This window comes from Rhodococcus sp. As11, assembly GCF_048957735.1.
Taxonomy (GTDB): domain Bacteria; phylum Actinomycetota; class Actinomycetes; order Mycobacteriales; family Mycobacteriaceae; genus Rhodococcus; species Rhodococcus gordoniae.
The window spans coordinates 54,363-77,192 of the sequence record NZ_JARDJE010000001.1 but is presented as its reverse complement, the minus strand read 5'-3'; the positions used below and the strand labels follow the sequence as shown (position 1 = coordinate 77,192).

General features: G+C 68.6%; 21 protein-coding genes. 17 read left to right on the top strand and 4 right to left on the bottom strand.

Annotated features, from left to right (window positions below; all coding sequences use genetic code 11):
• Window positions 1–36: 36 nt before the first annotated feature.
• The 3 genes from PV766_RS00420 to PV766_RS00410 form a co-directional block, all read right to left on the bottom strand.
• Window positions 37–1,338 (bottom strand): MFS transporter, encoded by a 1,302-nt coding sequence (locus PV766_RS00420; RefSeq protein ID WP_421096215.1) that lies wholly within the window; start codon window positions 1,336–1,338, stop codon window positions 37–39.
• A 157-nt stretch (window positions 1,339–1,495) separates the two neighbouring features.
• Window positions 1,496–2,569, bottom strand: coding sequence for a S1C family serine protease (locus PV766_RS00415; RefSeq protein ID WP_421096214.1), 1,074 nt, complete (start codon window positions 2,567–2,569; stop codon window positions 1,496–1,498).
• Window positions 2,566–3,696, bottom strand: a complete 1,131-nt coding sequence (locus PV766_RS00410; protein ID WP_421096213.1) for an NAD(P)-binding domain-containing protein — start codon at window positions 3,694–3,696, stop codon at window positions 2,566–2,568. Before PV766_RS00410 ends, PV766_RS00415 begins: the two co-directional genes overlap by 4 nt.
• A gap of 131 nt (window positions 3,697–3,827) precedes the next feature.
• Between PV766_RS00410 and PV766_RS00405 the strand changes: the two genes are divergently transcribed.
• The 7 genes from PV766_RS00405 (at window position 3,828) to PV766_RS00375 (ending at window position 10,472) form a co-directional block, all read left to right on the top strand.
• On the top strand, window positions 3,828–4,718 hold the full coding sequence (locus PV766_RS00405; RefSeq protein ID WP_421096212.1) for an SPFH domain-containing protein: 891 nt from the start codon (window positions 3,828–3,830) through the stop codon (window positions 4,716–4,718).
• Between the two features lie 12 nt (window positions 4,719–4,730).
• The gene (locus tag PV766_RS00400; RefSeq protein WP_016933661.1) at window positions 4,731–4,934 is read left to right on the top strand and encodes a hypothetical protein; all 204 of its coding nucleotides are present in this window, start codon (window positions 4,731–4,733) and stop codon (window positions 4,932–4,934) included.
• A gap of 6 nt (window positions 4,935–4,940) precedes the next feature.
• Window positions 4,941–5,624: a DUF2332 family protein gene (locus tag PV766_RS00395; RefSeq protein ID WP_421096211.1), complete on the top strand. Its 684-nt coding sequence runs from the start codon at window positions 4,941–4,943 to the stop codon at window positions 5,622–5,624.
• A 123-nt stretch (window positions 5,625–5,747) separates the two neighbouring features.
• Complete coding sequence (locus tag PV766_RS00390; protein WP_421096210.1) at window positions 5,748–6,479, top strand: enoyl-CoA hydratase; 732 nt, start codon at window positions 5,748–5,750, stop codon at window positions 6,477–6,479.
• A complete protein-coding gene (locus PV766_RS00385; protein WP_129977090.1) occupies window positions 6,476–7,594 on the top strand; it encodes an MBL fold metallo-hydrolase in 1,119 nt (372 codons plus the stop codon). Before PV766_RS00390 ends, PV766_RS00385 begins: the two co-directional genes overlap by 4 nt.
• A gap of 52 nt (window positions 7,595–7,646) precedes the next feature.
• The gene (locus tag PV766_RS00380) at window positions 7,647–10,124 is read left to right on the top strand and encodes an HAD-IC family P-type ATPase (protein ID WP_255162273.1); all 2,478 of its coding nucleotides are present in this window, start codon (window positions 7,647–7,649) and stop codon (window positions 10,122–10,124) included.
• Window positions 10,125–10,187: 63 nt separating this feature from the next.
• Window positions 10,188–10,472 (top strand): antitoxin, encoded by a 285-nt coding sequence (locus PV766_RS00375; protein WP_129977089.1) that lies wholly within the window; start codon window positions 10,188–10,190, stop codon window positions 10,470–10,472.
• A 24-nt stretch (window positions 10,473–10,496) separates the two neighbouring features.
• Here the strand turns inward: PV766_RS00375 and PV766_RS00370 are convergent, their stop codons facing one another.
• Window positions 10,497–11,453, bottom strand: coding sequence for a TIGR03885 family FMN-dependent LLM class oxidoreductase (locus tag PV766_RS00370; protein WP_421096322.1), 957 nt, complete (start codon window positions 11,451–11,453; stop codon window positions 10,497–10,499).
• Between the two features lie 466 nt (window positions 11,454–11,919).
• On the opposite strand from PV766_RS00370, the gene PV766_RS00365 reads away from it, so the two are divergent.
• The 10 genes from PV766_RS00365 (at window position 11,920) to PV766_RS00320 (ending at window position 22,811) form a co-directional block, all read left to right on the top strand.
• A complete protein-coding gene (locus PV766_RS00365) occupies window positions 11,920–13,563 on the top strand; it encodes a Na+/H+ antiporter (RefSeq protein ID WP_255162275.1) in 1,644 nt (547 codons plus the stop codon).
• A gap of 55 nt (window positions 13,564–13,618) precedes the next feature.
• Window positions 13,619–14,833, top strand: a complete 1,215-nt coding sequence (locus tag PV766_RS00360; RefSeq protein WP_421096209.1) for a sensor histidine kinase — start codon at window positions 13,619–13,621, stop codon at window positions 14,831–14,833.
• A 31-nt stretch (window positions 14,834–14,864) separates the two neighbouring features.
• Entirely contained in the window at window positions 14,865–15,647 is a 783-nt protein-coding gene (locus PV766_RS00355) for a LytR/AlgR family response regulator transcription factor (RefSeq protein ID WP_129977086.1), read from the top strand.
• On the top strand, window positions 15,644–16,018 hold the full coding sequence (locus PV766_RS00350) for a hypothetical protein (protein ID WP_037224178.1): 375 nt from the start codon (window positions 15,644–15,646) through the stop codon (window positions 16,016–16,018). Before PV766_RS00355 ends, PV766_RS00350 begins: the two co-directional genes overlap by 4 nt.
• Window positions 16,019–16,024: 6 nt before the next feature.
• Window positions 16,025–17,821, top strand: coding sequence for a cation acetate symporter (locus tag PV766_RS00345; protein WP_129977085.1), 1,797 nt, complete (start codon window positions 16,025–16,027; stop codon window positions 17,819–17,821).
• Between the two features lie 124 nt (window positions 17,822–17,945).
• Entirely contained in the window at window positions 17,946–18,311 is a 366-nt protein-coding gene (locus PV766_RS00340) for a DUF485 domain-containing protein (protein ID WP_064064350.1), read from the top strand.
• Window positions 18,308–19,942 carry a solute symporter family protein gene (locus PV766_RS00335; protein ID WP_064064351.1) on the top strand — a complete coding sequence of 545 codons (1,635 nt, stop codon included), beginning with the start codon at window positions 18,308–18,310 and terminating at the stop codon, window positions 19,940–19,942. The genes PV766_RS00340 and PV766_RS00335 overlap by 4 nt, the downstream gene beginning before the upstream one ends.
• A gap of 96 nt (window positions 19,943–20,038) precedes the next feature.
• Window positions 20,039–20,476, top strand: a complete 438-nt coding sequence (locus PV766_RS00330) for a type II toxin-antitoxin system Rv0910 family toxin (RefSeq protein ID WP_421096208.1) — start codon at window positions 20,039–20,041, stop codon at window positions 20,474–20,476.
• Window positions 20,477–20,591: 115 nt separating this feature from the next.
• The gene (locus PV766_RS00325) at window positions 20,592–21,914 is read left to right on the top strand and encodes a diacylglycerol/lipid kinase family protein (RefSeq protein ID WP_421096207.1); all 1,323 of its coding nucleotides are present in this window, start codon (window positions 20,592–20,594) and stop codon (window positions 21,912–21,914) included.
• Between the two features lie 87 nt (window positions 21,915–22,001).
• Window positions 22,002–22,811 carry a class II glutamine amidotransferase gene (locus tag PV766_RS00320; RefSeq protein ID WP_242496759.1) on the top strand — a complete coding sequence of 270 codons (810 nt, stop codon included), beginning with the start codon at window positions 22,002–22,004 and terminating at the stop codon, window positions 22,809–22,811.
• Window positions 22,812–22,830: the final 19 nt, after the last annotated feature.

Genomic DNA, 22,830 nt, shown 5'->3' with positions numbered 1-22,830 from the left:
GTCCGGCGCGGGTCGGTACCGGCCACGAGCGGTCCCTCAGCCGCCGCACTCCGCGGGCACGATCCCACCGTCGCCCACCGGGACGGCGTCGAGTGGATTGTCGATCTCGTCGCGCCGCGTCCGGGCCGCGACGATCACGATCACCGCGGCGACGGCCGGCACCGACCCGGCGATCGCGAAGGTCGGCGCGAGCCCGACCGTGAGGGCCAGCGGCCCGGCCACGGCCATGGACAGCGGCATGAACACGATCGAGACGAAGAAGTCGAGACTCGAGACCCGACCGAGCAGGTGCGCGGGCACCCGCCGTTGCAGCAGCGTTCCCCACACGACGGATCCGGCGTTGAACAGCGCGCCGACGACGAACACCGCGGCGATCATGATCGGTACCGACCCGGAGACCCCGATGACGGCGAGGGGGACGCAGCCCAGGCCCCACATCAGGAGCGGGACGGTGAGATAGCGTCTCGGCAACCGGAGCGACGCCACGATCGTCGACCCGACGGCGCCACCGACGCCGAAACCCGCCATCACCATCGCGTGCTGGGATGGCCCACCCCCGGTCGACTCGCGGATCGCGAACGGGATGAGCACCTCGATCGGTCCCAGCACACAGAGGACCGCGACGGATCCGAAGAGGAGCGTTCCGAGCAACCAGGGAGTGCGCACGGTGAACCGCACGCCTTCCGCGAGATCGTCCACGACGGAACGGAAACCGCTGACTCCGCCCGTCCGTGCACCGGCCCGGCGGACCGCGGTCGGACGCATCGCGAGAATGCACAGTGCCCCGGCCACCTCGAGGAGCGCGACCATGCACAACGCGACTGCGGGGGACGAGGCGGCCACGACAGCACTCGCCGCCGCCGGGCCGGCCGCCTGCATGAGCGTCGGCCGGAGCACTCCCTCGACGCCGTTGGCGGCGAGCAGGTCCTGCGGAGGGACGATGGAGGGCAGCAACGCCGAATAGGCCGGGAACTGGACGCCGTTCGCCAGCCCCAGCGCGAACCCCACGACGGTGAGATGCCCGAAGGTGAGCGATCCTCCGACGGCGAGTGCCGCCGTCACCGCCACCAGCACCGCACGTGCGATGTACGTCGTGAGAAGCAGGGTGCGCTGGGGAATCCGGTCGGCGAGGACACCGCCGGCAAGCGCGACGAGGAGCATGCCGACCGCTGGTCCGACTGCGACGGAGGACAGTTCGGCCGGACCGCCACCCATGTCGACGACCTGCCACACCACCGCGATGAGCCAGGTATCCACGGACAGCAGTCCCGCCGCGAGCGCCAGGACCAGCAGGCGGTACTGCGGGTGGGCGAACGGCCGCACGGGCCCGCGCGCCATGCGTGGACGCCTGTGCGTCGGTGGTGCGGTGTGGTTGCTCATCGTCTTTCCCCGGTCGTCGAGCGGTCCGATGAGATCTTGCGACCTCGAGGCGACTCCAGGTCGAGTGTCTTCGCCGGCCGGCCCGGGAATCAACCGGTTTTCGTGAACGACGACGTCAGCGTGCCGGTCCGGATTCGAGAACGATCTCGGTGGAACGCTTTTCGCCACCCTCGGTGGTCCACTCGATCGACACGACATCGCCGGGACGCCGCCGCAGCAGTCGTTGCTCGAGTTCGGCGGTCGACGAGACCGGCTCACCGTCGAAGGACACCACGACGTCGCCGGCATCGAGTCCGGCACGGTAGGCGGGACTGCCGTAGGACACCCACAGCACCTCGACACCGAGATCCTGCCCGTCCTTGCGAGCGGTGGTGACGCTCGCGCCCAGCCGCGGCGTGGGACCCACGTGCACCGATCCTTCGCTCACGCCTGCGCGCACCTGCTCGACGACCGTGATCGCCTCGGCGATGGGCACGGCATACGCCTCGGGGCTCGTCCCGGGCGAGGTGTCGGTGTTCCGTTGCACGGCACCCGCGGTGTTGATGCCCACGACCGTTCCGTAGTCGTCGACGAGGGGACCACCGGAATCGCCCGGCCGGATCGGGGCGTCGGTGCGGATCATCCCCGTGAGACGGTGTCGCGACCCGTTCGTGGCATCGCGCACCACGACGTTGCGGTCGAACTCGACGATGGTGCCGGGGGTGGCCACGACGACTCCGCCACCCTCCGAGTTGCCGAACGCTGTGACGCGGGAACCCACCGGCGGCAGGACGTCGGCGATCGTCGCGGCCGGGAGATCGCTCGCGGTGCCGAGCTGCAGGACGGCGAGATCGCGTTCGCGGTCGTAACCGAGAACCTCCGCGTCGTAGATCGATCCGTCGGCACCGCTCACCGCGCTGATGTCGGTGGCTCCGCTCACCACATGATGATTCGTGACGACCGTGCCGTCGGGGGTGAGCACGATCCCGGTGCCCGTCATCCCGGTCCAGCCCGCGCTCGCATCGATGGTCACGACGACCGGCACGGTACGCGCGACGAGCTCGTCGGCCGTCAGCGGTGTCGGTGGAGGTGCGGCCGGCGCCGGCGGTGGGGGAGGAAGGGCGATGTCGACCAGGGCCGGCGACGAGGCGACGAGGCTGGCGGTGGTCGCGAGGGCGACCAGCAGTACCGATCCGCCCCGCCCACTCACTGCTGCGGTACCTCGCCGGTGAGATGGTCGAGCAGTTCGCGCGCGGCGGCGCGGCCGGCCCGGTTCGCACCGATCGTGGACGCGGACGGACCGTACCCGACGAGGTGGATGCGCGGATCCTTCGCGACCCGGGTCGCGAGGCGGCCGGCCATGGTGATGCCGCCACCGGAGTTGCGCAACGACAGGGGAGCCAGGTGGTCGAGGGAACTGCGGAAACCGGTGCACCACAGGATGACGTCGACGTCGAGGGTTCGGCCGTCGCTCCACCGGACACCGGTCTCGGTGATTTCGGAGAACATCGGCGACCGCTCCAGTGCACCGCGTTCGCGTGCGGCGCGCAGCGCCGGGGTGAGGGGGAGCCCGGTGACGGAGACGACCGATCCGGGTGGCAGTCCGCGCCGCACCCGGTCCTCGACGAGCGCGACGGCGGCGTGACCCCGTGCGGACGTGAAAGGTTCGTCCCTCCAAGCGGGTTCGCGACGTGTCACCCAGGTGGTCTCGGTGACGCGGGAGATCTCGTCGAGGAGTTGCACCGCCGAGATGCCGCCGCCGACGACGAGCACGTGCTGTCCGGTGAACTCGTCGGCCGTCCGGTAGTCCTTGGTGTGCAGTTGCCGCCCGGTGAACTGCGCGGCCCCCGGATACCACGGGACGAAGGGCCGCTCCCACGTGCCGGTCGCGTTGACGATGCCGCGGGCGGCGTAGACGGTCGACTCGGTCTCCACGCGCAGCCGGTCGCCGCGGTCGCATACGACCCGGACCGTGGTCGGGCGATGGACGGGAAGGTCGAACTCCTTCTCGTAGGCGGCGTAGTACTGCGGTACCGCCGAGGCCGCCGGGACTTCTCCCGCGGAGGTGTCGACGACGTCCGCGAACGCGAGGCCCGGCAGGTCGTGGACACCGTTGACGGTGCTCAGGGTGAGCGACGGCCAGCGGTCCTGCCATGCCCCGCCGGGGCCGAACGAGCGGTCGAGGACGACGAATCCGGTCTCGGGTGCGACTCCGAATCGCGTGAGGAAGTAGGCGGTCGACAGGCCGGCCTGTCCGGCGCCGATGACGACGATGTCCACCGGTGTCGCGTCGGCGGTGCGCGTGTCGGCAGCATCGAGTGCCTCGTCGGCGATCATCACGAGCCTCCCTCTCGGATCGTTGTCCTTCATCATGCCGCTCTCGCGGACCGTGCGCGGAGCGAACGCTGTCGCCCACCGAATAAATGTGATATCACTTTTATATCGCTTTGACTCTGGGAGGTAGGAACATGAATGTCGTGCAATCACCCGTCACCACCGAGCGGCCGGGCACCTCGTCCAACGGTTGGCCCGTACTGATCGCCGCTCTGGTCGCGGTCGCCGTCGGCGCCGGGCTGATCGGCTGGGGAGCGGTCGAGGTGACGGTTCCCCTGATCGTCGTCGGCGCTGTGATCGCGGTGCTCGCCCTCGTGTCGCTCGCCGGACTCGTCCTCGTCGAACCGAACGAGGCGCGCGTCCTCCAGCTCCTCGGCAGTTCGTACACCGGCACCCTGCGTGAACCAGGTCTGCGCTGGATGAACCCGCTCAACACTCGGCGCAAGATCTCCACACGCATCCGCAACCACGAGACCGGCAAGGCCAAGGTCAACGACGCCGACGGCAACCCCATCGAGATCTCGGCGGTGATCGTGTGGCAGGTCGAGGACACCGCGCGGGCTGTCTTCGACGTCGACGACTTCGAGGAATTCGTCGCGGTCCAGACCGAGGCCGCGGTCCGCCACATCGCCGGCTCCTACCCGTACGACGGTGCGCCGGAAGTGATGTCGCTGCGCCAGAACGCCGACGAGATCACCACCAAGCTCTCGGCCGAGGTCCACGACCGCGTGCAGTCCGCCGGTATCCGCGTCATCGAGACCCGCATCAACCAGCTCGCCTACGCGCCCGAGATCGCCCAGGCGATGCTGCGACGCCAGCAGGCCGGTGCCGTCATCGCCGCCCGCGAGCAGATCGTCAAGGGTGCCGTGTCGATGGTCGGAACCGCACTGGCCCGCCTCGAGGCCGAACACACCGTCGAACTCGACGAGGAACGCAAAGCTGCGATGGTCTCGAACCTCCTCGTCGTATTGTGCGGCGACCAGAGTGCTCAGCCCGTCCTCAACACGGGATCGCTGTACCAGTAGGGATCATGCGGCATGCCCGAACGTAAGAAGGTGTTGCTGCGCCTCGACCCGGCAGTCCACGACGCGCTCGCGCGGTGGGCTGCCGACGAGTTGCGCAGCACCAACGCTCAGATCGAATTCCTGCTCCGGCGCGCCCTCGCCGATGCCGACCGGCTGCCACGCGAGGTGGGCCGCATGCGCGGGCCCGGCCGTCCACGTGCCGACGACGAGGAGTGAGCAGACATGGCCGGCACGGCGCGAGGGAGAACTGCCACCGACGAGACGGGGCGCTACGCGGTGCTCCACCCGGCGATCACCGAGGCTGCCCACCGCGCGGAAGCGACCGCGATCGGTCTGATCGATGTGGGGCGCCCCGCAGCCCTGAACCTGTGTGTCGACCGCGTGGGCATCACCTACAGCGACGGCCTGTTCCTGGGCGACCCGGATTCTTCTGTGCAGGAGAACTGTTCGATCGTCCACGGCGGGTCGGTCCCGGGCCGGGCGATGCCTCCTGTGGTCGCGCGCGTCGCGGTGACCCGCAACAGGCCCGACAGCGAGGACGTTCTGTTCGCCGCGGATCCACCCCTCCGGTTCCGCGGCGACATCGTGGACCTGCTGCCCGAAGCGATCGCGGCCGTACCCGAGGATGCTCTGCCCGTCGTGACGACGACCTGGGCGCTGTCGCGTCTCCCCGTCGCCCGGCGTCCCCTGTTCGTGCAACGACTCCGGGCCGCCGCTGCGGGACGAACGGTCGCGTGGGTGTCGGCCGAGGGGGTGGGCGTCGCGCCGTCGGTCCCGACACTCGGCGATCGCCCTGCCTCCGGCCACAGCATCGTCGGCATCGCGCTGTACGAGGGTTCTCGGCAACGCGTGGATGCGGTGGCGCGCTGCTGGTCGCGGGGCCGGCTCCTCGACTGGTTCCACTGATGTCGGTGGTTCCACCCCCGCTCGGCGGGGCCGGACCCACCGAAATCGGATCAGGCGATCAGTGCACGCTCGAACTGATGGAATGATGCGGGGTGTCCGGTGACGAAGGGATGGGGATCGCACATGATCGGGATCAGCCGCGACGGCGACGTCGTGACCGTGGAACTGCAACGCGAGGAGCGCAGGAACGCGCTCAACACGCAGTTGTGCGTGGAGATCCGCGAAGCGGTGGAGAAGGCCGTGGCCGACGACGCGCGGGTCATGGTGATCACCGGACGGGGCACGAGCTTCTGTGCCGGCGCCGACCTCTCCGGCGACGTCTACGCCGAAGGATTCACCGACAGCCTCGCCGAGATGTTGCGCACCATCGTGGAAGCCCCGATCCCGGTGATCGCGGCCGTCAACGGCCCCGCCATCGGTGCCGGCACCCAGCTCACGCTGGCCGCAGACCTCCGGGTCGTGGCTCCCACCGGGCGTTTCGCGGTACCCGCTGCACGACTGGGCATCTCGGTCGATCGCTGGACCGTCCGGCGACTCGCCTCGCTCCTCGGCGGAGGTCCTGCGCGCTCCGTCTTCCTCGCCGCCGAGCCCGTCCACGCCGAAGAAGCGCTCGCGCGCGGACTCGCCAACCGCATCGGTGACCTCGCCGACGCTCAGGCATGGGCGGGCGAGATCGCGAAACTCGCGCCGCTGTCGTTGCATGCGATGAAGTTGTTCCTCAACGACGACGGCACCCGCGACGAGGCCACCCCCGAGCAGACCGCCGCGCTCGCCGCGGCGTGGCTCAGCGAAGACGTCCAGGAAGCCCGGCTCGCTCGTGCCGAGCGCCGCGACCCGATCTTCCGCGGACGATGAACATCCGGTCTGCGGTCTCCGCCGCCCTCGCGGGCGCGGGCACGCTGTGGGTCGCACGCGCCGTGAACGGGCTGCCCGGTTCCCTCGGCGCCTCGGTCTCCGACATCCGCCCCTACGCCGCCGCGTCGCCCCGTTACCGGGACGGTCGGTTCCACAACACCGATCCGGCGTCCGTGCTCGGCCCCGAGGAGGCGGGCGGTTTCGCGAAGGACCTGCTCACTCGCGGATCGCGGGGGAGACCTCGCGCCGAGGTGCCGTTGTCGCCCTATCTCGCTCCGGTCGACGCGGCGGAGCTCGCCGTGACGTGGTTCGGGCACTCGAGTGCGCTTGTGGAGGTCGACGGTTACCGGGTGCTGTGCGACCCGGTGTGGAGCGAGCGGGTCTCGCCGTCACCGACCGTCGGCCCGGCGCGCCTGCACCCGGTGCCGGCCGAGTTGCAGACCCTGCCGCGCCTCGACGCGGTGGTGATCTCGCACGACCATTACGACCATCTCGACAGGTTCACGGTCGAGAGTCTCGCCGTGCTGCAACCGACCGCCCGCTTCGTCGTGCCGCTCGGTGTGGGCGCGCACCTGCGCAGATGGCGGATCGCCGAGGAACGCATCGTCGAACTCGACTGGGACGAGCACGTCGAGGTGGACGGGCTGCGCATCACGTGCACCGAGGCCCGGCACTTCTCCGGACGCGGTCTCCAGCGCAACATCACCCTGTGGTCGTCGTGGGTGTTCACCGGACCGACGCGCCGGGTGTTCTTCGGCGGCGACAGCGGCTACACCCCGCGGTTCGCGGATGTCGGTGAAGCCTACGGCCCGTTCGACCTCACGCTGCTGCCCGTCGGCGCCTACGACAAGCGCTGGCCCGACGTGCACATGAATCCCGAGGAGGCGGTGCGCACGCACCTCGACCTCGGAGGTGTCGACCGGCGCGACAGTCTGCTCGTCCCCGTGCACTGGGGAACCTTCGATCTCGCCTTCCACGCCTGGTCGGAACCGGTCGCCCGGCTGCTACCCGCGGCGAGGGAGTCGGAGGTGACCACCGCGGTGCCGATGCCGGGGCAACGGATCGATATATCCAAGCCCGTCGCGGTCGATCCGTGGTGGCTTGCGTCGAGCTGATCCACCCGCCACGACGCCGGTTGTTCGCTTTCGTACCCTAATCTGGTTCGTCATGGCAGTAGAAGAGCCCCCGACGGTGGTGGGAACGGGCGAGGCACCTGCCCTCGCACCCGACCACGCAGCCACCGGGCTGTCCACCGAGCAGGTCGCCGAGCGGGTCGCGCGTGGCCTCACCAACGATGTACCCGACCGCGCGTCCCGATCGGTCGAGGACATCGTCCGGGCCAACGTGTTCACCCGGATCAACGCGATCCTCGGGGTGCTGCTGCTGATCGTGCTGGCCACCGGTTCGATCATCGACGGTATGTTCGGTCTGCTGATCATCGCGAACAGCGGAATCGGCATCATCCAGGAGGTCCGCGCCAAGCGCACCCTGGACAAGCTCGCCATCGTCAGTCAGACGAAGCCTGTCGTGCGCCGGGGCGGCACCGCCGCGCAGGTCGCTCCGCACGAAGTGGTGCTCGACGACATCATCGAACTCGGCCCCGGCGACCAGCTGGTCGTCGACGGTGAGGTGGTCGAGGCCCAGGGACTCGAGCTGGACGAATCGCTGCTGACGGGCGAGGCGGACGCCGTGCACAAGGTTCCGGGGTCGACGGTGATGTCGGGTAGTTTCGTCGCCTCCGGCTCCGGTTCCTATCGCGCCACGAAGGTAGGCCGCGACGCCTACGCGGCGCGACTCGCGGAAGAGGCGAGCAAGTTCACCCTCGTGAAATCGGAACTGAACGCGGGCATCAACAAGATCCTGCGTTTCATCACCTACCTGATGATTCCCGCGGGTCTGCTGATCATCTACAACCAGCTCTTCTCCAGCGGCGAGTCGCTCGGTCCCGCGCTGAGCGGCATGGTCGCCGCCCTCGTGCCGATGGTGCCCGAGGGGCTCGTGCTCATGACGTCCATCGCGTTCGCGGTCGGCGTCGTCCGCCTCGGACGCCGGCAGTGCCTCGTGCAGGAACTGCCGGCGATCGAAGGGCTCGCGCGCGTCGACGTGGTGTGTGCCGACAAGACAGGCACGCTGACCGAGAACGGCATGCGCCTGACCGACGTCGAAGTCGTCGACGGGAGCGACTTCGACGAGGCCGGCGCCGCCCTCGCTGCGCTCGCGGCCGACGATCCGCGTCCCAACTCCAGCGTCCTCGCGATCGCGGAGGCGTTCCCCACCGCCCCGGGCTGGGGCGAGCCGACGGCCGTGGCACCGTTCTCGTCGGCGAAGAAGTGGAGCGGGCAGTCCTACGGCACGCACGGCAACTGGTTGCTCGGTGCTCCCGACGTACTGCTCGATCCGGGCAGCGAGCCGGCGCGACGCGCCGAGGAACTCGGAGCCGGCGGGTTGCGGGTGTTGTTGCTCGCCTCCAGCGACCGTCCGGTCGACGTGGTGGACGCGCCCGGCACGGTCACGCCCGTCGCACTCGTGGTCCTCGACCAGCGGGTGCGTCCGGACGCGAAACCGACCCTCGAGTACTTCGCGGGCCAGCATGTCGACGTCAAGGTCATCTCCGGCGACAACGCGATCGCCGTCGGCGCGGTCGCCTCGTCGCTCGGCCTGCCGGGAAGTACGTCTCCCGTCGACGCGCGTTCCCTGCCGGAGGCCGAGAACGAACTTGCCGACGTCGTCGAAGGATCGACGACCTTCGGCCGGGTCCGTCCCGATCAGAAACGCGCCATGGTCGGCGCACTGCAGTCGCGCGGACACACCGTCGCCATGACCGGCGACGGCGTCAACGACGTCCTCGCCCTCAAGGACGCCGACATCGGAGTCGCGATGGGATCGGGCAGCCCCGCGACCCGCGCGGTCGCACAGATAGTCCTGCTCGACAACAAGTTCGCGACGCTGCCCTACGTGGTGGCCGAGGGTCGCCGGGTGATCGGCAACATCGAACGCGTCTCCAATCTGTTCCTCACCAAAACCGTCTACTCGGTGCTGCTCGCCTTCCTGGTGGGCATGTCGGGCGTGCTGTCCCAGGTGTTCGACTTCGAACCGTTGCCCTATCCGTTCCTGCCCCGGCACGTGACGATCGCGGCGTGGTTCACCATCGGCATCCCCGCTTTCCTCCTGTCGCTGGCCCCGAACAACGAGCGGGCGCGCTCGGGCTTCGTCTCCCGGGTGATGCGATTGGCGATCCCGTCCGGCGTCGTCGTGGGTGTGGCGACCTTCGTCTGTTACGTGCTCGTCTACGGCGGTCCCGACCAGACCGAGCAGCAGAAGATCCAGGCCGGGACGTCTGCCCTGATCACGTTGCTGATCATCGCGTTGTGGGTGCTCGCCGTGGTGGCCCGCCCGTACCAGTGGTGGAAGATCGCCTTGCTCGCCGGTTCGGTACTCGGATACGTGATCCTGTTCTCCGTGCCGGTCACGCGGGAGTTCTTCGCCCTCGATCCGTCGAACGTCGCGTATACGACGATCGCGGTGACGTGCGGCCTGATCGGAGTCGTCCTCGTCGAGATCCTGTGGTGGGTGTCGGGCCGCCTGCACGGTGAGCACCGCCGCCTGTTCGCGGCCCCCGACGATCTGCTCCCGGGCGTACACTGACTCGGAGCACATGGTTCGGTGTGCCCGGACCCACGGCACTCTGCACGAGGGAAGGACCGCGCTATGGGTTTCATGGATTCGCTGAAGGGCCTTGTGAACAAGGGCAAGGACTACGCCGAGAAGAATCCCGACAAGGCCGACGGTTTCATCGAGAAGGCCGGCGACCACGTCGACGGACGCACCGGCGGGAAGTACGCCCAGCACGTCGACAAGGCACAGGACGCCGCCCGCAAACACCTGGGTACCACCGGTAATCCCGCTCCGGGAGCGCAGCCGGAGCCCGGCGGGCAGCCGGGTCCCGAGGGCGGCCCCGGTCCCGAAGCGCAGCCCGGTCCGCGTCAGCCCTGATCACGACAGGTGCGGCAGCACCGATCACGACAGGTGCGGCAGCACCGCGTCGCCGAAGGTGTCGATGAACGGACGCTGCTCCGGACCGACGTGATGCAGGTAGATCTCGTCGAAGCCCAGATCGGCGAATTCGCACAGGCGGTCGACGTGTTCGGCCGGGTCGTCGGAGACCACGACGGAGTTGTGGAGGTCGTGGTCGACGACTTCGACTGCGTGCGACTCGAATTCCTCCGGTGTCGCGAGATCGGCCATCAGCTCCGGCGGTAGGGCGTTGGTCGACCACTGCTCGCGGGCGATCGCCTCGGCCCGGTCCCGGGTGCTCGCCCAACTCAGATGCACCTGCAGCACGGTCCGTCCGGTTCCGCCGCCGTCGCGGTAGGCGTCGAGGATGCGGCGCAGGTCGTCGAGCGGGGCGTTCACGGTGACGAGGCCGTCGACCCGGCCGGCGAATCGGCGGGCCGTCTCGGGAGTCAGTGCGGGGAGCAGGATTTCGGGAGGGACCGGTGGTCGGTCCCAGACACGTCCGCGGTCGACCTTCACAGCGCCGTCGTGGTCGACGACCTCGCCCGCGTGCAGACGCCGGACGATGTCGAGGTTCTCGCCCAGGATCTGCTGACGCTCTTCCTTGGGCGGCCAGGGAGTCCCGGACATGCGTTCGTTGCAATGCTCACCGCTGCCGAGCGCGAACCAGAAACGGTGCGGGAACATCGATGCCAGAGTCGCGGTGGCCTGAGCGGTGACGGCGGGATGGTAGCGGAAGCCCGTCGCCGTGACGACGCCGAAACGCAGTTCGGTGGTGGCCAGGGCCGCACCGAGCCACGACCACGCGAAACCCGAGTGTCCCTGCCTGTGCGACCACGGTTCGATGTGGTCCGAACACATGGCCGCCCGGAAACCGGCTGCTTCCGCGAGCCGGACGTCCTCGAGCAGGCGGGATGGAGACACCTGTTCGTGTGAGGCGTGGAAACCTATCAGTGTCATCACTGTCCGCTCCTCCGGTCCATCGGGGATCAGTACTTCTCGATGAGTGTCAGTGCAGCGGTCGTGAGTACGAGGTGACTCGGTCCCCGGGGGAGAATGCCGAGGAGGGCAGGCCATCGCAGGTGGCCTGCACGCGCGGACCTCGGTCGTATCCGCCGAGGGTTCCGGGCAATACGGAGGCGTCCAGCCGATCGGTGCCCGGACAAGCGGTGTGGCAACCCGATTCGTCCGGCCGGCAGGTCTCCCCGGCTCATCGCGCCCGGTGCGGCACAGGTGCGCAGGTCCGCACAACCGTCGTCGTCGCGGTCTGGGATCACACGCACTCCTCGCAGGGACGGGTACAGGGCGGTCGATCGGTTGCATACCCGTGCCGTGTCGGTACAAACGGTCTGCAGGTTCCTCCGGGCGAGCGGCTCCTGTGCCACGATCACACCGTGAACCGGACGCCTGGCACGGTACTGCCGCGATGAACGGAGCCTGGATCCTGCTGGTCGTCATCGCCGGAATCGCGGTGACCACCGTCGCGTCGCGCCGCGACCTCCAGGCTCCGCTCGTGCTCGTCACCGTCGGAGCGCTCGTATCGTTCGTGCCCGGTCTGCCACGGCTCGAACTGCATCCGGACATCATCCTCGGGGTCGTTCTGCCACCGCTGCTGTATTCGTCGGCCCTGAGGTTCTCGGTCCCCACCTTCCGTCGGTACCTGCCGTCGATCCTGCGGCTCGGAATCTTCACCGTGCTCGTCACGGCGTTCGTCGTGGCGTGGACCGCGTCCGCGATGGTGACGGCGCTGAGCTTCGGTGCGGCGCTCGCTCTCGGCGCGGTCGTCGCACCGACCGACGCGGTCAGCGCCGTCGCCGTGGGTCAGCGACTCGGACTGCCGAAACGGGTCCTCGCGGTGCTGACCGGGGAAGGGCTGGTCAACGACGCCACCGCCCTGACCCTGTTCACCGTCGCGATCTCGGCCGTCACGGGAACGCACATCCTCGCCGATTCGCCGGTCCTGTTCTTCCTCTACGAGGTCGCGGGTGGGGTCGCCGTCGGTCTGGTGCTCGCGTACATCGTGCACCTGATCCGCGCCCGGATGTACGACTCGCCGCTCGAGACCGTCCTGGGGCTGGTTCTTCCGTTCGCGGCCTATCTCGCCGCCGAGGAGGTCCACGCCTCGGGAGTGCTCGCCGTCGTCGCCGCCGGACTGTTCCTCGGGCACCGCGCCACCGAGGTCTCGGTGAGCACGCGGTTGCAGGAACGCGCGGTGTGGAAGAGCGTCGACGTGGTGCTCGAGACCTTCGTCTTCGCCTACATGGGCCTGCAATTCCGGTTCGTCCTCGACGACGTCCGCGGCAGCGGCACCGATCTGCATGTCGCGTTGCTCGGCGCGGTGGCGATCCTGCTCGTCGTCATGCTCGTGCGACCCGCGTGGGGCCTGCTGCACTGGGGGCGGCGCGCACTCGTGCGCCGCGCCGGATCCGAGCGCCTCGGCCGCGACCAGCTGCGCTTCCGGGAGCACGTCGTGGTGTCCTGGGCGGGCATGCGGGGAGTCGTCACTCTCGCCGCCGCCGGCGGAGTGCCCGTCGTGATCGCGTCGGGTGCCGATTTCCCCGGTCGGGAGATGATCCAGATCTCCGCGCTGGTCGTCGCCATCGGCACACTGGTCATCCAGGGAGCGACCATGCCGTGGCTCATCCGCAGGCTCGACGTCACCGACCCCTACGAGCGTCTGCGGACCGAGGAACAGATGGCGGTGGCCCGCCGGATCTCGGCGGAGTCGAGCGACCGTGTGCTCGGCGAACTCGCCGTGGACCCCCCCGACGGTGTGAACCCGGAGATCTACGAGACACTGCTGAACAGGGCACGCACGTCGCTCCGATCCCGGCAGGAGGCGGAGACCGCCGAGGACGCGGCGGAGGATGCGGGACCGCGACCGGCCGCGCTGTTCGACGACATCCGGCGCGCGACGTTGCAGGCGCGGCGCCAGGCGCTCATCGACGCACGCGATCGCGGGGAACTCGACGACGAGATCCTTCGCGACGTGCTGGAGAGTCTCGATGTCGACGAGGCAGCCGTGGAGGAACGTATCCGTCGCCGCCGCGACAGCGGTGCACAACGGTAGGACGACAGGACGGGCGTTCCCGGATCGCCCGGCCGATCCGACGTAACGTGGGCGCATGATCGCGATCGAGCTCGCAGTGGCGGTGCTGCTCCTGGTGCTGGTCGTGATCTCGGTGGTGCTGTGGACCCGGCGGGTGGTCACCACACCCGCCGAACGCGCGGTCCACGCGACGTTGCACACGGCGTCGCTCGCGGCCCGTCCGCTCCGGGCCGGACTCGACGCGTCGTCCGCGAAGGAAGCGGCTCCGCACCTGCGGATGCTGCTGGCCGAAGCTCGCGCGGTGGCACTGCTGGACGAGGACGGCGCACTGCTCGCATGGGACGGTCCGTTCGAGGAGCTGACGGAGGAGATGCTCGCCGCCGCCGGCCGTGCCGCAGCCGACAAGCGACGTGTCCTCGTCGGCCACCACGATCTGCGCCGGACCAACGGCGATCTCGCGGCCCGCGCACTGATCGCGCAGCCGCTCGTCGTGGAGGACGTGGGTGTCGCCGGGGTGCTCGGAGTCGTGACGACCGTCGAACCCGGCCCGGCGCTGCTCGGTGCGATCACCGAGGTGGCGCGTTATGCGTGCAGTCAGATCGAACTGGCCGAACTCGACGCCTCCCGCGCCCGGCTCGACCGTGCCGAGGTCCGTGCGCTCCGCGCCCAGATCAGTCCGCATTTCATCTACAACGCGCTCAACACGGTGGCGTCGTTCGTCCGCACCGATCCCGATCGGGCCCGCGAACTGTTGCTGGATTTCGCGGACTTCACCCGGTACTCGTTCCGCGCGGCGGGTGAGTACACCCTGCTCGCCGAGGAACTGCGCAACATCGACCGGTACCTGACGCTCGAACGCGCCCGCTTCGGCAATGCCCTCGAGGTGCGTCTGCAGATCGCGCCCGAGGTGCTCAACGTGACGCTGCCCTTCCTCGCCCTGCAGCCGCTCGTCGAGAACGCCGTGCGGCACGGGATCGCGGGCAAGGACACCCGCACGGGGACGATCATCATCACGGCGGCCGACGAAGGCACCGACTGTGTCATCAGCGTCGAGGACGACGGCATCGGCATGGATCCGGAACTGCTGCGCTCGGGGACGCTCGACGCGATCGCCGAGAGCGAGCACGGCAGCGGTGTCCGGGAGTCGGCGCACGTGGGTCTCGCCAACGTCGACGACCGGTTACGTGCCGCCTTCGGCAACGATTACGGTCTCGTCATCGAGACCGCGCCGGGTGCCGGCACCCGGGTCAGCATGCGCGTGCCGAAGTTCCGGGCGGGTATCCGGCCGTGAGGAAGACCCGACATGGCACGATGGACTCGCCGTGAACGAGATCACAGACAACCTGACCGTGCTGGCGGTCGACGACGAACCGCCGGCCCTCGACGAGCTGGCCTACCTGCTGCGCGCGCAGGAGGAGATCGGCGTCGTGCACACCGCGGGAGACGCGACGACCGCTCTGCGCGTGCTGCGCGACGGCGGCATCGACGCGGTCTTCCTCGACATCAACATGCCCGGACTCGACGGCCTGGAGCTTGCGGGCATCCTCCGCAATTTCGCGGTCTCCCCGGCCGTGGTGTTCGTGACCGCGCACGACGACCGCGCGGTCTCGGCATTCGACCTCGGTGCCGTCGACTACGTCCTCAAACCGCTCCGTGAGGAACGGCTCGCCGAAGCGGTCCGGCGGATCGCCGAGCGCAGCCGACCCGCCGCGCAGACGACATCCGACACCGGTCCGGGCGACGACGTGATTCCCGTCGAGCTCGGCGGCGTCACCACGCTCGTGCCGCGCTCGTCGGTCCACTGGGTCGAAGCCGAGGGCGACTACGCGCGACTGCACACCGCGACCGGTTCGCACCTGGTCCGCATCCCGATATCGACGCTCGAGAACCGCTGGGCCGAGGCCGGCTTCCTCCGCGTGCACCGCTCCTATCTGGTGGCGCTGCCGCTGGTGACCGGTATCCGCAGCGTCGGTTCGGGCCTCGTCGTCTGCCTGCGCGGCGACAGCAACTCCCCGCCCGTCGAACTACCGGTCAGCCGCCGGCATACGCGCGAGCTCAAGGACCGGCTCATCCGCGGGCCCATGCAGTCGTGGACGTCGCGATGAGCAGCACCGGTGGCCCACCTCCGCAGCGACAGAAGGTCGTTCTCGCCGAGCGGCGCGGAGCGCGCATGGTCCGCACCCGCGTGGAGGTGCAACAGCAGACCGAGGTCGGCGACGCGATGGTCCGCGGGTTGGTCCGTGCGCAACTCGGGCTCGCCCTTCGGGTCGCGTTGTTCACGGTGTGCCTGCTCGGCGCGATTCCGGTGCTGTTCCACGCCTTTCCCGGTCTCGCGGAGATGACGGTGCTGGGCATCCGCCTGCCGTGGGTGTTGCTCGGGGTGGTCGGTTATCCGATCCTGCTCGGTATCGCGTGGGTGTACCTGCGCCTCGCCGAACGCAACGAGCAGGATTTCACCGACCTCACCGACGATTGACGCCCCGTGAGCGGATCGATTCCCGTCGCCACCGTCGTCGGTCTCGTCGCCGCGGCGATCGCCACCGTCGCGATCGGCGTGTACGGCGTGCGGATGGCGCGCACCACCTCGGATTTCCTCGTCGCCTCGCGCAGTGTGGGCCCTCGCTGGAACGCCGCGGCGATCTCCGGTGAATATCTCTCCGCAGCATCCTTTCTCGGTGTCGCCGGACTCGTCGCGAAGTTCGGCGCCGACGCACTGTGGTATCCCGTCGGTTTCACGGCGGGCTATCTGGGTCTGCTGCTGTTCGTCGCTGCGCCGCTGCGGCGGTCGGGTGCCTACACCGTCCCCGACTTCGCGGAGTTCCGGCTGGGGGAGAAGTGGCTGCGCACCCTGTCGATGATGGTCGTGGCCATCATCTGCATCCTCTACCTGGTCCCGCAGTTCCAAGGGGCAGGGCTCACCCTCAACATCCTTCTGGGCGTACCCGACTGGGTGGGTGTCGCGGTGGTCGGCGTGATCGTCGTGGCCAACGTCGTCGGCGGCGGGATGCGCTCGATCACGTTCGTGCAGGCATTCCAGTACTGGCTCAAACTCACCGCCGTCGCGTTGCCGGCGCTGGTGCTGACATTGCACTTCGTCGGCGACCACCGGGCCGTCGACGAGCCCGTGCCGCCCACCGTCACGGAGACCACGACCGTCGACGTGACGATCGACGTGGTCGTGCAGGTCGCCGAGCCGTTGCCGGTCGTGGTGACCGGAGAGGTCGACGGCCGATCGGTCGCAGGTGATTTCGAACTCGAGCCGGGAGAGCACGTCCTCGGGGCCGGCACCGAACTCGTCCTCGACGCGGGGTCTCCGGTGCCGGTGGTGGCCGGTGCGCCGACCGACAACCACAGCTGGGCGTCTCCGGGGGCCGGATTGGGGGCGAGCAGCGAACATCCGCTGTTCCAGGTCTACTCGCTGATGCTCGCCACCTTCCTCGGGACCATGGGTCTGCCGCATGTGCTGGTGCGCTTCTACACGAACCCGGACGGTCGCGCGGCGCGCATGACGTCCTTCGCCGTGATCGGGTTGCTCGGGCTGTTCTATCTGTTCCCGACGCTGCTCGGGGTGTTCGCGCGCCTGTACGTCCCGCAGTTGCTCATCACGGGACGGTCGGACGCCGCGGTGCTGCTGCTGCCCGGATCGGTGTTGTCCGGTTGGGGTGGGCAGCTGCTCGCCGCCCTCGTGGCCTCGGGCGCGATCGCGGCCTTCCTGTCGACGTCCTCCGGGTTGCTGGTCAGTGTCGCGGGCGTGCTGTCCACGGACGTGCTGCGCGGACGGGTGCGCGACTTCCGGATCGCGGCGGTACTCGCGGGCGTGGTGCCGCTCGTGCTGGCGCTGTCGGTGACCTCCCTCGACCTGTCGCGGTCGGTGGGGCAGGTCTTCGCGATCGCCGCGTCGACGCTGTGTCCGCTGCTGGTCCTGGGGATCTGGTGGCGCGGTCTCACCGCGATCGGCGCCGCGGCGGGAATGGTGGTCGGTGGTCTCGTCGCGGGGGCCGCCGCTCTGGCGACCGTGCTGCTGCCGATCGATCCGTCGGTGGCCGCAGGGTGGCCGACGGTGCTCTCCGCCTATCCGGCGGCATTGAGTGTGCCGCTGGCGTTCCTCACGATGATCACGGTGAGTGTGCTGACGCGCCGGCGGATCCCTCGTGACCTGGGCCGGACGTTCTCCCGCATGCACGTCCCCGAGCGGCTCGGCATGGGACGCGACCGCGAACTCGGTGCGTTCGGCGACCGGGGGCGGGGACCCGGGGAGGGGCGCCGTTCGTCGCGGTGACGCGACCGTTCGTCGCACGAGCGCACCCCTCGTCGTTCCACCCGTACCCGTCTCTGTTCGTGTGACTGCCGTCTCATTAATCTTGTGATCATCCTCACTTCACACGACTACCAAGGAGTCGGCAGTGACCACAGCACCACTCAGCGAGAGTGGCGTACCCCAGCAGCGTCGGATACCGACGCCGCAGGAGTTCGTCACGATGCAGGAGAGCCCGGAGTTCCAGGAACTGCGCAGCCGCCTGCGCCGTTTCGTGTTCCCGGTGACGGCGTTCTTCCTGGCTTGGTACGCCCTGTACGTCCTGCTGGCCACGTATGCGGACGAGTTCATGGCGACGAAGGTCCTCGGCAACATCAACGTCGGTCTGATCCTGGGTCTGGGTCAGTTCGTCACGACCTTCGTGATCACCGCCGTGTACGTGAAGTTCGCCGGCCGTGAGCTGGATCCGCGTTCCGCGGCGATCCGCGAGGAACTGGAAGGACCGCAGCAGTGACCGTTCTCGCCCAGGGTGGGACCGACGTCGGTAACCCGATCCTCAACATCGCCATCTTCGTCGCGTTCGTCGTCGTCACGATGGCACTGGTCATCAAGGCCAGCCGCACGACGAAGAAGGCTTCCGACTTCTACACCGGCGGCGGCCAGTTCTCCGGCCCGCAGAACGGTTTCGCCATCGCAGGTGACTATCTGTCGGCCGCGTCGTTCCTCGGTATCGCGGGTGCGATCGCAGTCTACGGTTACGACGGCTTCCTGTACTCGATCGGCTTCCTCGTGGCATGGCTCGTCGCCCTGCTGCTCGTCGCCGAACTGCTCCGCAACACGGGCCGGTTCACGATGGCCGACGTGCTGAGCTTCCGGCTCAAGGAACGCCCCGTGCGTATGGCGGCGGCGCTCTCGACCCTCGCGGTGTCGCTGTTCTACCTGCTCGCGCAGATGGCCGGCGCCGGCGGACTCGTGGCGCTGTTGCTCGACATCGAGGGCAAGGTCGGCCAGGCCATCGTCGTCGCGGTCGTCGGTGTGCTCATGATCGTGTACGTGCTCATCGGCGGTATGAAGGGCACGACCTACGTGCAGATGGTCAAGGCCGTGCTGCTCATCGCCGGTGCGGGCCTGATGTTCGTGCTCGTCCTGTTCGCGGTGCGGGGCAACTTCTCGCAGCTGCTCGCCGACGCTCAGGCGATGGTGTCGAGCTCGTCGAACGAGGCCGTCGCGCAGCGTGACGTGCTCGCTCCCGGTGCCAAGTACGGCATCAGCAACATGACGCAGATCGACTTCCTCTCCCTCGGCCTCGCGCTGGTCCTCGGTACCGCGGGTCTGCCGCACGTGCTGATGCGCTTCTACACCGTGCCCACCGCCAAGGAAGCCCGTCGCTCGGTCACCTGGGCCATCGCGCTCATCGGTGCCTTCTACCTGTTCACCCTGGTCCTCGGTTACGGTGCCGCGAAGATGGTCGGCCCCGACGCGATCCTCGGTGCTCCCGGCAAGGAGAACGCGGCGGCACCGCTGCTGGCCTTCGAACTCGGCGGAACGCTGTTCCTCGCGATCATCTCGGCGGTCGCCTTCGCGACGATCCTCGCGGTCGTCGCCGGCCTTGCCATCACCGCCTCGGCATCCTTCGCGCACGACATCTACGCCAGCGTCATCAAGCGTGGCAACGCCACGGAGGACGAGCAGGTGCGGGTCTCGCGGATCACGGTCGTCGTGATCGGTCTGGTGTCGATCGTCCTCGGCATCCTCGCCATGGGACAGAACATCGCCTTCCTCGTGGCGCTCGCCTTCGCGGTCGCCGCCTCGGCGAATCTGCCCACGCTGCTGTACTCGCTGTTCTGGCGGAAGTTCAACACGACCGGCGCCCTGTTCAGCATCTACGGTGGTCTGATCAGCTGCCTCGTCCTCATCGTGTTCTCCCCGGCGGTATCCGGTGCCCCGTCGGCGATGTTCCCGGAGGTCGACTTCTCGTGGTTCCCGTTGTCCAACCCGGGCATCGTGTCGATCCCGCTCGCGTTCGTCCTCGGGATCGTGGGCACCTTCGTCGGACGCCGCAAGCAGGAGGACCGGTACAAGCAGGCGGAGATGGAAGTTCGCTCGCTCACCGGTGTCGGTGTGGAGAAGGCCGTCTCCCACTGACCCTCCGTGCCGCGGTGGCCCGCTCCCGATCGGGGGCGGGCCACCGCCGTGTCTCGGGTCTCCGTCCCCGGAACCGAGCGTCTACTGTTGCGGACCATGGCGAAACTCGAAGTGTCGACCGATCTTCCGCTCGACCCGCACACTGCCTGGGAGCACGCTTCCCGTCTGGAGTCGTTCGGTGAGTGGCTGAGCATCCACGACGGCTGGCGCAGCGACCTTCCCGATGCCCTGTCCGAGGGCACCACGCTGCAGTCGGTGGTGTCGGTCAAGGGCATGCGCAACCGGGTCACGTGGACCATCGTCGAACTGGACGCGCCGCACCACGTGGTGTTGAAGGGAACGGGCAAGGGCGGTACGAAATTCTCCATGCGACTCGCCGTCGCGGCCCGCGGGGACAGTTCGGCGCTGACCATGAAGATAGAACTCGGCGGAGCGCCGTTGTTCGGCCCGATCGGGTCGGGGGTGGCGCGCGCCCTGCACGGCGACCTGCAGTCGTCGCTCGGCACCTTCGCGCGCCGCTACGGCGGGAACTGACGCCTCTGGACACTTCTTCCGGAAAGGCGTAGACCCGTAGGAACGACCGCGGCCCGCTGCGGATCGATCCGTCCCCGAGTGCTCGGTACTCGACGCGAATGCGAGGTCGACGCCCATGTCCGAGGATCATCACCCGAGTACCGACGAGAACGTCGCCGAATCGCGCTGGTGGGCATGGGCGGGCTGCATCGCCGTGATCGCGGCGATCGTGGTGCCACTCGCGGAGGCGGGTCTGCGCGGCGTCGTCGCGCTGCTGCTGGTCGCGGTGGCCGGTGGCGCCCTGGCCGTTGCCGGAGCCTACTGGTTTCTCACCCACCACGGTGTGATCCGCGCGGCTGCGCTGGCCGTGACCGTGCTCGCGCCGGTCGTCGTGGTGGTCGTCTTCGTGGCGGCGGGTCACCTGTGGGCCGCCCTCGCATCGGTGCTGCTCGTGGCCGTGGCGGTCGGGTGTGGACGCCGGGCTCTACGACATGCCCGGGTGACTCCGCAGCCGGAATTTCCGGCCGTGCCCGTTCGGCATCCCTTCTTCGTCATGAATCCACGCTCGGGCGGCGGCAAGGTCGTCCGTTTCGACCTGCAGCGCAAGGCCGAAGAACTCGGGGCGGAAGTGGTGTTGTTGAGCGGACCGCAGCAACTCGACGTCACCGAACTGGCGGAGAAGGCAATCGAGCGCGGGGCCGACCTGCTCGGCGTGGCGGGTGGCGACGGAACCCAGGCCCTGGTCGCGGCGGTCGCAGCGGAACATCGACTTCCGTTCGTGGTGATCAGCGCCGGAACCCGGAACCATTTCGCCCTCGATCTCGGGCTGGACCGGGACGATCCCGCTGCGGGCCTGGGCGCTCTCGGCGACGGTGTCGAACTGCGCGTCGATCTCGGCCGGATCAACGGTCGCCCGTTCGTCAACAACGCGTCCTTCGGTGTCTACGCGGAGGTGGTGCGGAGCCCGCAGTACCGCGCCGACAAGACGGCGACGGTACTGCAGATGCTGCCGGATCTGCTCGGTGAGCAGGGTAGGCCTGCATTGCGGGCGGGAATCGACACCGAGACCGTCGACGGACCGCAGGCCGTCCTGGTCAGCAACGGCCCGTACACCTTCGACGACCTGGCGGGACTCGGGCGACGAGCCCGTCTGGACAGTGGGCGGCTCGGTGTCGTCGCGATCTCGGTCTCGAACGCCCGCCAGGCCATCGGCCTGCTCCGTCGCACTCACGACCGAGGGCTGTTGCAGCGCACCGCGACAGAGGTGGTCGTCGATGCGGACGTACCGGAGATTCCGGTCGGAGTCGACGGCGAGTCGGTGATGTTGTCGACACCCGTTCGATGCACGATCTCCACCGGAGCGCTACGCGTTCGTGTTCCCCGCGACCGTCCGGGAGTGCGATTGCCGCCTCCACGCCTCGATTACGCAGGGTTGCGGAAGATATTGTGGCCGAAATGAAGTCTCACGACGTCACCCCACGGGGGGCCGGGCGACTTCAATGTATGTGTGTGCAGATGGATGGTGTATACCGGTGACCCGGTCCTGATGGACGACGTGCTCTTCCGGCCGGTCCACTCCCTGATCGATCAGAGCCTGCATTCCAAGATGGGGGCGACCACCACGAACGGAGACGGATTCGGGATCGGCTGGTACGGAGAAGGTCCGAGACCCGCGTTGTTCAAGTGCATCGAACCTGCGTGGAACGAGAGCAACCTGCGGGAGATCGCAACGCAGATCCGGACGCCGTTGATGTTCGCGCATGTCCGCGCCTCGACGGGGACTCCGGTGCAGCGCACCAATTGTCATCCCTTCCGGTACGAGAACAGGTTGTGGATGCACAACGGGGCGGTGCACGGATTCCACGCGATGAAACGCGATCTGGCGATGGCCGTCGATCCGAGCCTCTACGACGGGATCCGGGGATCGACCGATTCCGAGATGCTGTTCTACCTCGCGCTGACCTTCGGCCTCGCAGACGACCCGTTCACCGGCGTGGCGAAGGCCGTCGGCTTCGTGGAGGATCTCGCCGCCCGTCAGGATATCGAGAACCCCGTGCAGGGAACGATCGCCACCACCGACGGCGACAGTGTCTGGGTGTTCCGGTACTCGACGGAACGAAAGACACGTTCGCTGTTCTACTCGGCCGACATCACGGCTGTACGGGCGCAGCATCCCGAAGTGGAGGTGTTGTACAAGCTGGGCGACGACACCCGATTCGTGGTGTCCGAGCCTCTTCGGGATCTCGAAGGGGCCTGGCTGGAGGTACCGGAGTCGAGTGCGGGCGTCGTTCGGGGGAGCGACCAGGAGTTCCGGCCGTTCGAACCGATCTCGCCGGTCCACTCGATCCCGTCGTGACGAATTCTTCCCTGCCGGA